Source organism: Burkholderia sp. Tr-20390 (genome assembly GCF_017104595.1).
Lineage (GTDB): Bacteria > Pseudomonadota > Gammaproteobacteria > Burkholderiales > Burkholderiaceae > Burkholderia.
This window is the reverse complement of the sequence record NZ_JAAGPC010000291.1, coordinates 1-7,349: the sequence shown is the minus strand read 5'-3', so window position 1 is coordinate 7,349 and position 7,349 is coordinate 1. Positions and strand designations below refer to the sequence as shown.

Below are 7,349 nucleotides of genomic sequence, written 5' to 3'. Positions count from 1 at the left end.
AGAAGAAGGGAAAGGAGAGAGTGAGGCGAGAAGGGAGTACAGAGGGAGGAAAAGGGGATGTGGGTAGCGGGGGAGGACAAAGAGCAGGGCGCGGAGCGGGGCGGGGAGGGGGATCGCGAGTTGCACGACCGCCACCATCAGCCCGCCGCCGGCTTCCGCATCGTGCGGCAGCGTCCGGGCGAGCCACGTCCACCAGCCGACCGGCGCCGCGGTGCCGAGCAGCCCCCAGGCGCCGAGCAGGCAGGCGGTGGCCGCCGTGGAGCCGCCGAACACCATCAGCGCCGCCGCAATCGCGGCCATCAGTGCCGGCGTGGCCACGAGTGTCCGGTAGAGCCCGCGTTCCAGGACGCCGCCGATCAGGACCGTGCCCGCGAAACCCGCGACGCCGATCACGAGCAGGAGCAGCGACAGCGTGACGGTGCCCGCGTGCGTGACGGTTTCGAGGAACGGACGCAGGTACGTGAACAGCGTGAACTGGCCCATGAAGAACACGCTCACCGCCGCCATCCCGAGCGCGACCGGCGGCCGGGCCAGCAGCCTGAGCGCGTTGGCCGACGCGCGGCGCGGCGCGGACTGCATCGACGGCAGGCTGACGAGCTTCCAGCCGAATGCGATCGCGGCGACCGGCACGACGCAGAAGAACGCCCAGCGCCACCCGACGATGCCGCCCAGAAAGCTGCCGAGCGGGGCCGCGACGACGGTCGCCAGCGCATTGCCGCCGTTCACGATCGCCAGCGCGCGCGGCACGTGCGGCGCCGGCACGAGGCGCATCGCGGTGGCGGCCGACATCGACCAGAAGCCGCCGATCGCCACGCCGATCAGGGCGCGGCCGGCGATGAACGCCGCGTAGTTCGGCGCGAACGCGACGAGCGTGCCGGACACGATCGTCAGCAGGGTCAGCACCAGCAGCAACGGCTTGCGATCGCGCCGGCCGGCGAGCGACGCGATGAACAGGCTCGTGACCAGCGCGAATGCGCCCGATACGGAGATGGCCTGGCCGGCCTGGCCTTCGCTGACGTGCAGGTCGCCTGCAATCGGCGTGAGCAGGCTGACCGGCATGAACTCGGAGGCGACCAGCGCGAACGCGCCGAGCGACATCGCGAGAACGGCGCCCCATGCGGCCGCACCGTCAGGTGCCGTGCCGCGATCGGGGGGGGAGACGGATGGCATGTCGGGAACCGGATCGGAGAAAGAAGTGGGTCGCGCGCTCAGTCGCAACGTGTCGTGGCGCCGTGCCCGGCGAGCTGCGTGTGCGCGTCGTCGGCGTGACCGGCCTGCACCCGGGCCGCGGCGGCCTGGGCGTCGTCGACCCAGCTGCGCGGGTTCATGCGCGCCGGATTGAAGCCGGCGGCCTCGTAGCGCTGCATGTCCTGGCGGACCTGCTCGCGCGTCAGGCCCGGTGCGGATTGCGCGAACGGCGAGCCGGACGCGACCAGCGCGGCAGTGGCGGCGACGGCGGTGAGAATGCGGGTAGTCATGAGGTTGGGCTCCGGAATGCGGGTAGTCCGAGCGTCCGGGCGCTGCCGCGACGCATCGGGTCGATGGCTTCGCAGTCTAGTGATTCGTCGCGGATCGATTAAGTAGCGCGGCGCGCTTGGACTCATGAGCCAAACTGATGAATCGCCGCCGGCGGTGCTACGATGGGCGTCCGTCCCGACCGGAGCGTTTCGACATGGCGCGCGAAAACCTGAACGACCTGCTCGTGTTTCTCGCGGTGGCCCGCGAGCGCAGCTTCACGCGCGCGGCCACGCGGCTCGGCGTGTCGCAGTCGGCGCTGAGCCATACCATTCGCGATCTCGAGGCGCGGGTCGGCGTGCGGCTGCTCACGCGCACGACGCGCAGCGTGTCGACGACCGACGCGGGCGAAGCGCTGTTCCAGGCGGTGGCCCCGCGCATCGACGAGATCACCGCGCAACTGGCCGCGCTGTCGGATTTCCGGGACAAGCCGGCCGGCGTGGTGCGCATTACCGCCACCGAGCATCCGATCGACACGATCATCTGGCCGAAGCTCAGGCAGGTCTTGCCCGACTACCCGGATATCCGCATCGAGCTGTCGGTCGATTACGGGCTGTCGAACATCGTCGAGGAGCGCTACGACATCGGCGTGCGCTACGGCGACCAGGTGGCGAAGGACATGATCGCCGTGCGGATCAGCCCGGATGTCCGGATGGCGATGGTCGCGTCGCCTTCGTATCTCGATGGCCGCAAGCCGCCGAAAAAGCCGCAGGACCTGCTCGATCACGATTGCGTCACGTTGCGGCTCGCCACCGCGAAGGGCCTCTATGCGTGGGAGCTGAAGAAGGGCAGGAACGACGTGCTGGCGCGCGTGAACGGCCGGATCACCTGCAACACGCAGCCGCACATGGTGCAGGCGGCGCTCGACGGCTTCGGCATCGCGTTCGTCACCGAGGACATCGTGCTGGAGCATGTCCGCGACGGCCGCCTGCGGATCGTGATGCCGGACTGGTGCCCGGTCTTTCCCGGCTACCACGCGTACTATCCGAGCCGCCGCCCGGCGTCGCGCGCGTTTACCGTCGTGATCGACGCGCTGCGGCATCGCGCGTAGCGCCTGTCGCTGTCGCCAGTCGCGTCCGGGCCGCCCCCGCGACGGCCGGCAAGAAAAACGCCCCGCGCGAGCGGGGCGTTCGATGCGGCTGCGCCGGTGAACCGGCGCAGCGCGATGGCGCGATCAGAGACGGTCGCGTGAGCGCGGATCGTTCAGTTCCTCGGTCGGGTCGGTCAGCCCGAGTTCGTCGCCGGCGCTCCAGTACGGCGTGCTGCCGTAGAACTCGTGCAGCGGTGTCGCCCATTGCGGATCGGCCATCGCCGGCCAGTGGTCCTTGTCGAACCCCGGTGCGTTGCGGATCCGCTCGGACGACACCGACAGCAGGAAGCATTTGCGCTCGGTGTCGAGCGTGAGCGCGCTCCACGGGATCGCGTGCAGCTTGTCGCCGATGCCGAGGATGCCGCCGCTCGACAGTACCGCATAGGCGACGCGGCCGGAGCGCACGTCGAGCATGATGTCCTTGATCTTGCCGACATCGTCGCCGTCGGTCGTATAGACCTTGTCGCCTTCCAGCGTATCGGCCGCCATCACGTCGGGGCCAGGGCCGGCCGCCGTCGCGGCCCCCTTGCCGATGATGCGGGTTTGACCTTGATCGGAAGTCTGCATGGTTTCCTCCAGGCTGCATGGGGCGCGACGGTGCCCGGGGCGGGCCCTGCGGGTCGCGCGGGGTGGTCGGGACGGGGCGGGAATCGCTCCGTCACGTCTGCTTCGGTTGCGACACGCCTTCGAGCGTGTTCGCGAGATCGTCCCGCTCGGGGCCGGCCATGCGCGTCGCGATATCCGCGAGCGACAGCATGCCGACCAGCCGCTTGTCGTGATCGACGACCGGCAGGCGGCGCAGTTGCGCGTCCGCCATGTAGTGCTGGATCTCGTCCAGCGAATCGTCGTCGAAACACCATTCGATCGGTCCCGACGCGACTTCGTGAATGCGCGTCTCCGGCGGCTTGCCGGCCGAAATCGCGCGCACCGCGAGATCCCGGTCCGTCACCATCCCGATCAGCCGGTTGTTGTCGCACACGGGCAGCGCGCCGACGTCGTAGCGCTCCATCAGTTGCGCGGCATGACGGATCGAGTCGGTCGGTGCGATGTGCACGACGTCCTGCGACATGATTTCGTTGACGCGATGCATGAAATTCTCCTCATGGGTTCGGTAGTGCAATGGGTCGAAAGGGGCGCGACAGAATCAGCAAGCCACGTGCCGTGCGCGCTCATGCGTCGCCGCGTTCGCGCTTGTCCTGCCACGGCCCCTCGTCGTGCGTGCCGGGCGGCGTGTCCGGCTCGATGCGCGTGACGCCGCCGGTCGCGGGCGGGTCGCTCGCGGGAAACGTGTCCTCGAGCTGCTTGTCGATATGGCGTTCCGAATGGCGCGTGCGCGCGCGGTCGCGGTGCTTGAGCGGCGGCGACGGATCAGGTTGCCGTTCGTGTGCCGGCGCGTCGTGGCCGGTCCGGGTCGAATCCTTCATCGCAAGCCTCCATGTCGATGCCGATGGCATGTCTCATCCGCAACGGCCATGCCCGGTAGGCGCCGAGATGCGCCGAGATGCACCGGACGCACGCGGCACGCGACTTGCCGCGATGGCGATGGCGATGACGATGATGACGCGGGCGCGTGGCGCAACCGGCGCCGGCCGCGCGCATTTCGAGCGGGAGGCACGATGACGATTCCGAAACGACGACCGGGCGTGCGCTACGAGGTCAACGTCTGCGGCGGCGGATTCGATTCGTTGAAGAGCCATTTCAACGAATGGAAGCATGAACCGCTGATCTACCGGCCCGAGCGCCGGATGTTCGAAGGCAAGGCCGACGTGAGGCCGCTCGGCGGCGAGACGTTCGGCTCGACCGAGCCCGCGCGGTTCGCGCTGCAGCGCGCGTGCGAGCCGTCCGATGCGTATGCGCTCGCCGCACAGGTGCGCGATGAAGGCCGCGAGCTGTGGCTCGTGATGGCCGCTTTCGACGCGTAGCCGCGCCGTTGCAAGATTTGCAGCGGACGGTGTAGCGAAGGCACGGCAGGCCGTTCGCGGCACCCGCATGCGCGTCGCGGCGGACACGCGGGTGACGGGAACGACGGCATGGGGCTTGCGCACCCTGGGCAGGCGAAGGTCGCGCCCGCTGCCGACCCGCCGACCCCGCAATGAAGGAGTGCCGATGACACCTGACCCAGCGCAGTGGTTGCAGCGGCCCGAACCGCCGCTGCCCGACATCGGGCCGGATCCGGAACCGCCCGATCCCGACGACGTGCCCCCCGACATGCCGGAGCCATACCGGCAACCCGAGGGCGACCCACCGGGGCATGCCCCGCCCGAGCGCGAGCCGCCCGTGCATACGCCGCCGATGGGCGCGGTATCGCGAACGCGCCACGAGGCATCGCCATGAGCATCCGCGTGAAACCCGGCGTGTTGCGCGACATCGCCGAAACGCTTGGCCGCCATTTCGAGGCGCGCGCGATGCCGTTCCATATCGAGGAAAAGCCGCTCGGCGCGCTGCATATCGGCTTTCGCGTCGACGGTCATCCGGCGTCGCTGACCGTGGCGTTCGACGCCGACGCGTTCGCCGCGCTCGAGCAGGCCGGCATCGACTCGCAGCGCCGCGCGCTCACGCGCGTGGCGGTGGAATTCGACGCGATGATGGCGCGTCGCGCCCCGACCGCGTACGCCGGCGATTTCCATTTCAACCGGCTATGAGATGCCGGTCACAGGGAGGATTTCGATGAACCCGATCCAGAAGACGATACGCATGGGCGTCGTTGCGTGCGCCGCCGTGTGTGCGCTGGGCGCATGCACGCAACCGGCGAATGGCCCTTACGGCGCCCGTGGTGCGCCACCCGACAGCCGTGGCGCACAGTCGACCACGACGATGCCGCAGGGCGCGGCCGGCGGCGAAGCGGCCGACGGGCCGTCGACCGGCTCGAACGGTGCGCAGGGCGACCGGCCGCTGCCGGGCACGCCGCCGCTGATGCAGTACTGACCGGGCGCCGGGACATCACTCACGGTCCGTGCGCGGAATCGCGCGCGCCGAGCAACGCGCCGTCGATGGCGGCGCACGGCACGCCGCGCCGCGATGCGGCCGGAGGAAAGCGATGGCGAATCCGCGCGAACACCTGGAAGACTGGCTGCGCGATGCGTATGCGATGGAGCGGCAGGCCGAGATGCTGCTCGCCGCGCAACTGAAACGGCTCGATCACTATCCGCAATTGCAGGATCGCTTGCGCCGGCATCTCGACGACACGATCGGCCATCAGGCGCTCGTCGAAGCGTGCCTGATGCGGCTCGGGACGACGCCGTCCGCGATCAAGGACCTGGCCGCGCGCATTGCCGCGTACGGCCGGATCGCGAGCGGCATGCTGGCCGTCGACGAAGTGGTGAAGGGGGCGTTGGCCGGTTATGCGTTCGCGCACGTCGAGATCGCCGCGTATACGGCGCTCGCCGCGGCCGCGCAGGCGGCCGGCGAAGCGGAGATCCACGCGTGCTGCGAACGGATCCTGCAACAGGAGCGCAGCCTGGCCGCGTGGCTGCTGCGCCACCTGCCGGCACTGACGACCGCGTTTCTCGACCGGTCGGCCGTCGATCGCATCGATGCGAAGCGCTGACGGTTGACGATCCTGCATGCTTCACGGCTTACGGAATGCATGTCCAAAACTTGCCGCCGGCTTGTAAATAATCCGTTCCCGTTTGCGGCGACACGCAGGGCGAACCCGCCACGGACGCGCTTCAACGAGCTGGCACGTTCAATGCATGAGGCACGCAGACGGTGAACCGCAAGTCGACCCGCCGGGCGGCTTTCGAGGCGGATTCGCCGCGGCCACGCGGCCGAGGCATCGTTCTTGCGCAGGGCACCGTGACGAAGGATCGCCAGGCGATGACGATTTCGCGAGCCGGCCCGCCGTGCCGCGATGCGGCGTGACGGCCGGGCGATTCGACCGCATGCCACCCCGTTCAACCCCGTGCGCGCCACCGCTTGCCGCGAGGCGCGCACCCACGAGAGGAGCACGACCATGCCAGCCAAATCGCAGGCGCAGCAACGCGCCGCCGGGGCCGCCCTGTCGGCCAAGCGCGGCGAGACGAAAATGAAGGACCTCAAACCGCCTTCGAAGTCGATGGCCAAATCGATGAGCGAAAAAGAGCTCGAGAAAATGGCTTCCACGCCGGCCCACGGCAAACCGAAACACAAGCACGACGCCTGATCGACGCCGATACGTACCGGTGACCGCTGTCATCCAGGAGGGTTCCATGCTTCGATACGCCATCATCTTCTTCATCATCGCGATCATCGCGGCCGTGTTCGGGTTCGGCGGCATCGCAGCCGGCGCGGCGGAGATCGCGAAGATCCTGTTCTATATCTTCGTGGTGATCTTCCTGGTCACGCTGCTGCTGGGCGTCGTCCGACGATGAGCGTCACGCCCGACCGCTCGCAGCGCATCGCGGAACTCGAGCATGCGCTCGCGAACGGTTTCCCGTCGGAATCGACCGTCGTCGTGCATGCGGACGACGCGTCCGGGCGGCTGACCGTCCAGGTGTCGTGGGTGCGCGTGCCGGCCGACGCAAGCGCGCGCGACTGGCGTTGCGCGGTCGACCTGCGGTTCGATCCGGACGTGATCACCCGCTATGCGTCGCTCGACGCGGCCGAACGGCTGCGCGTGCGCACCCGTCTGTGCGACCACGCGCGGCGCGCGGTGGACGCGCGCAAGCCACGCGTCGACGATGCGGCGATCGAGTGCAACGTGGTGCTCGACGTGACGCGTGCCGAACTCGACGCGGCGTTGCGCGCACCCTGAAACCCCCGCCGA

At 69.1% G+C, this 7,349-nt stretch carries 14 protein-coding genes; 9 read left to right on the top strand and 5 right to left on the bottom strand.

Features of this window, described 5'->3' with window-relative positions:
* Together G3N98_RS37475 and G3N98_RS37470 are read right to left on the bottom strand one after the other, a co-directional pair.
* A partial coding sequence (locus tag G3N98_RS37475; protein WP_206150941.1) for an MFS transporter occupies positions 1-1,170 on the bottom strand: 1,170 nt, incomplete at its 3' end.
* Positions 1,171-1,208: 38 nt separating this feature from the next.
* A complete protein-coding gene (locus G3N98_RS37470; protein ID WP_206150940.1) occupies positions 1,209-1,478 on the bottom strand; it encodes a DUF4148 domain-containing protein in 270 nt (89 codons plus the stop codon).
* A 194-nt stretch (positions 1,479-1,672) separates the two neighbouring features.
* On the opposite strand from G3N98_RS37470, the gene G3N98_RS37465 reads away from it, so the two are divergent.
* Complete coding sequence (locus G3N98_RS37465; RefSeq protein ID WP_206150939.1) at positions 1,673-2,566, top strand: LysR family transcriptional regulator; 894 nt, start codon at positions 1,673-1,675, stop codon at positions 2,564-2,566.
* 123 nt (positions 2,567-2,689) lie between these two features.
* Here G3N98_RS37465 and G3N98_RS37460 read toward each other — a convergent pair whose 3' ends face one another.
* The 3 genes from G3N98_RS37460 to G3N98_RS37450 all read right to left on the bottom strand — a co-directional run bounded on the left by G3N98_RS37460 (position 2,690) and on the right by G3N98_RS37450 (position 4,029).
* On the bottom strand, positions 2,690-3,172 hold the full coding sequence (locus G3N98_RS37460; RefSeq protein WP_089429293.1) for a PRC-barrel domain-containing protein: 483 nt from the start codon (positions 3,170-3,172) through the stop codon (positions 2,690-2,692).
* 91 nt (positions 3,173-3,263) lie between these two features.
* Positions 3,264-3,695: a CBS domain-containing protein gene (locus G3N98_RS37455; protein ID WP_039371315.1), complete on the bottom strand. Its 432-nt coding sequence runs from the start codon at positions 3,693-3,695 to the stop codon at positions 3,264-3,266.
* A gap of 79 nt (positions 3,696-3,774) precedes the next feature.
* Positions 3,775-4,029 carry a hypothetical protein gene (locus tag G3N98_RS37450; RefSeq protein WP_089434103.1) on the bottom strand — a complete coding sequence of 85 codons (255 nt, stop codon included), beginning with the start codon at positions 4,027-4,029 and terminating at the stop codon, positions 3,775-3,777.
* Between the two features lie 192 nt (positions 4,030-4,221).
* Between G3N98_RS37450 and G3N98_RS37445 the strand changes: the two genes are divergently transcribed.
* From G3N98_RS37445 to G3N98_RS37410, 8 genes are all read left to right on the top strand, one after another.
* Positions 4,222-4,527: a hypothetical protein gene (locus tag G3N98_RS37445; RefSeq protein WP_089476632.1), complete on the top strand. Its 306-nt coding sequence runs from the start codon at positions 4,222-4,224 to the stop codon at positions 4,525-4,527.
* 184 nt (positions 4,528-4,711) lie between these two features.
* Positions 4,712-4,939, top strand: coding sequence for a hypothetical protein (locus G3N98_RS37440; RefSeq protein WP_206150938.1), 228 nt, complete (start codon positions 4,712-4,714; stop codon positions 4,937-4,939).
* Positions 4,936-5,247 carry a hypothetical protein gene (locus tag G3N98_RS37435; RefSeq protein ID WP_089429297.1) on the top strand — a complete coding sequence of 104 codons (312 nt, stop codon included), beginning with the start codon at positions 4,936-4,938 and terminating at the stop codon, positions 5,245-5,247. Before G3N98_RS37440 ends, G3N98_RS37435 begins: the two co-directional genes overlap by 4 nt.
* Before the next feature lie 25 nt (positions 5,248-5,272).
* On the top strand, positions 5,273-5,530 hold the full coding sequence (locus G3N98_RS37430; RefSeq protein ID WP_089443851.1) for a hypothetical protein: 258 nt from the start codon (positions 5,273-5,275) through the stop codon (positions 5,528-5,530).
* A gap of 112 nt (positions 5,531-5,642) precedes the next feature.
* Positions 5,643-6,152, top strand: a complete 510-nt coding sequence (locus G3N98_RS37425) for a DUF892 family protein (protein ID WP_206150937.1) — start codon at positions 5,643-5,645, stop codon at positions 6,150-6,152.
* Positions 6,153-6,557: 405 nt separating this feature from the next.
* The gene (locus G3N98_RS37420) at positions 6,558-6,746 is read left to right on the top strand and encodes a DUF3008 family protein (protein WP_039371381.1); all 189 of its coding nucleotides are present in this window, start codon (positions 6,558-6,560) and stop codon (positions 6,744-6,746) included.
* 46 nt (positions 6,747-6,792) lie between these two features.
* Positions 6,793-6,954 (top strand): DUF1328 family protein, encoded by a 162-nt coding sequence (locus G3N98_RS37415; RefSeq protein WP_006767422.1) that lies wholly within the window; start codon positions 6,793-6,795, stop codon positions 6,952-6,954.
* Entirely contained in the window at positions 6,951-7,337 is a 387-nt protein-coding gene (locus G3N98_RS37410; protein WP_206150936.1) for a DUF3022 domain-containing protein, read from the top strand. Before G3N98_RS37415 ends, G3N98_RS37410 begins: the two co-directional genes overlap by 4 nt.
* Positions 7,338-7,349: the final 12 nt, after the last annotated feature.

What these genes read in the sequence shown, in the direction of transcription:
- G3N98_RS37470 (WP_206150940.1), bottom strand. Translation starts at nt 1,478, where the DNA reads ATGACTACCCGCATTCTCACCGCCGTCGCCGCCACTGCCGCGCTGGTC.
- G3N98_RS37465 (WP_206150939.1), top strand. Translation starts at nt 1,673, where the DNA reads ATGGCGCGCGAAAACCTGAACGACCTGCTCGTGTTTCTCGCGGTGGCC.
- G3N98_RS37460 (WP_089429293.1), bottom strand. Translation starts at nt 3,172, where the DNA reads ATGCAGACTTCCGATCAAGGTCAAACCCGCATCATCGGCAAGGGGGCC.
- G3N98_RS37455 (WP_039371315.1), bottom strand. Translation starts at nt 3,695, where the DNA reads ATGCATCGCGTCAACGAAATCATGTCGCAGGACGTCGTGCACATCGCA.
- G3N98_RS37450 (WP_089434103.1), bottom strand. Translation starts at nt 4,029, where the DNA reads ATGAAGGATTCGACCCGGACCGGCCACGACGCGCCGGCACACGAACGG.
- G3N98_RS37445 (WP_089476632.1), top strand. Translation starts at nt 4,222, where the DNA reads ATGACGATTCCGAAACGACGACCGGGCGTGCGCTACGAGGTCAACGTC.
- G3N98_RS37440 (WP_206150938.1), top strand. Translation starts at nt 4,712, where the DNA reads ATGACACCTGACCCAGCGCAGTGGTTGCAGCGGCCCGAACCGCCGCTG.
- G3N98_RS37435 (WP_089429297.1), top strand. Translation starts at nt 4,936, where the DNA reads ATGAGCATCCGCGTGAAACCCGGCGTGTTGCGCGACATCGCCGAAACG.
- G3N98_RS37430 (WP_089443851.1), top strand. Translation starts at nt 5,273, where the DNA reads ATGAACCCGATCCAGAAGACGATACGCATGGGCGTCGTTGCGTGCGCC.
- G3N98_RS37425 (WP_206150937.1), top strand. Translation starts at nt 5,643, where the DNA reads ATGGCGAATCCGCGCGAACACCTGGAAGACTGGCTGCGCGATGCGTAT.
- G3N98_RS37420 (WP_039371381.1), top strand. Translation starts at nt 6,558, where the DNA reads ATGCCAGCCAAATCGCAGGCGCAGCAACGCGCCGCCGGGGCCGCCCTG.
- G3N98_RS37415 (WP_006767422.1), top strand. Translation starts at nt 6,793, where the DNA reads ATGCTTCGATACGCCATCATCTTCTTCATCATCGCGATCATCGCGGCC.
- G3N98_RS37410 (WP_206150936.1), top strand. Translation starts at nt 6,951, where the DNA reads ATGAGCGTCACGCCCGACCGCTCGCAGCGCATCGCGGAACTCGAGCAT.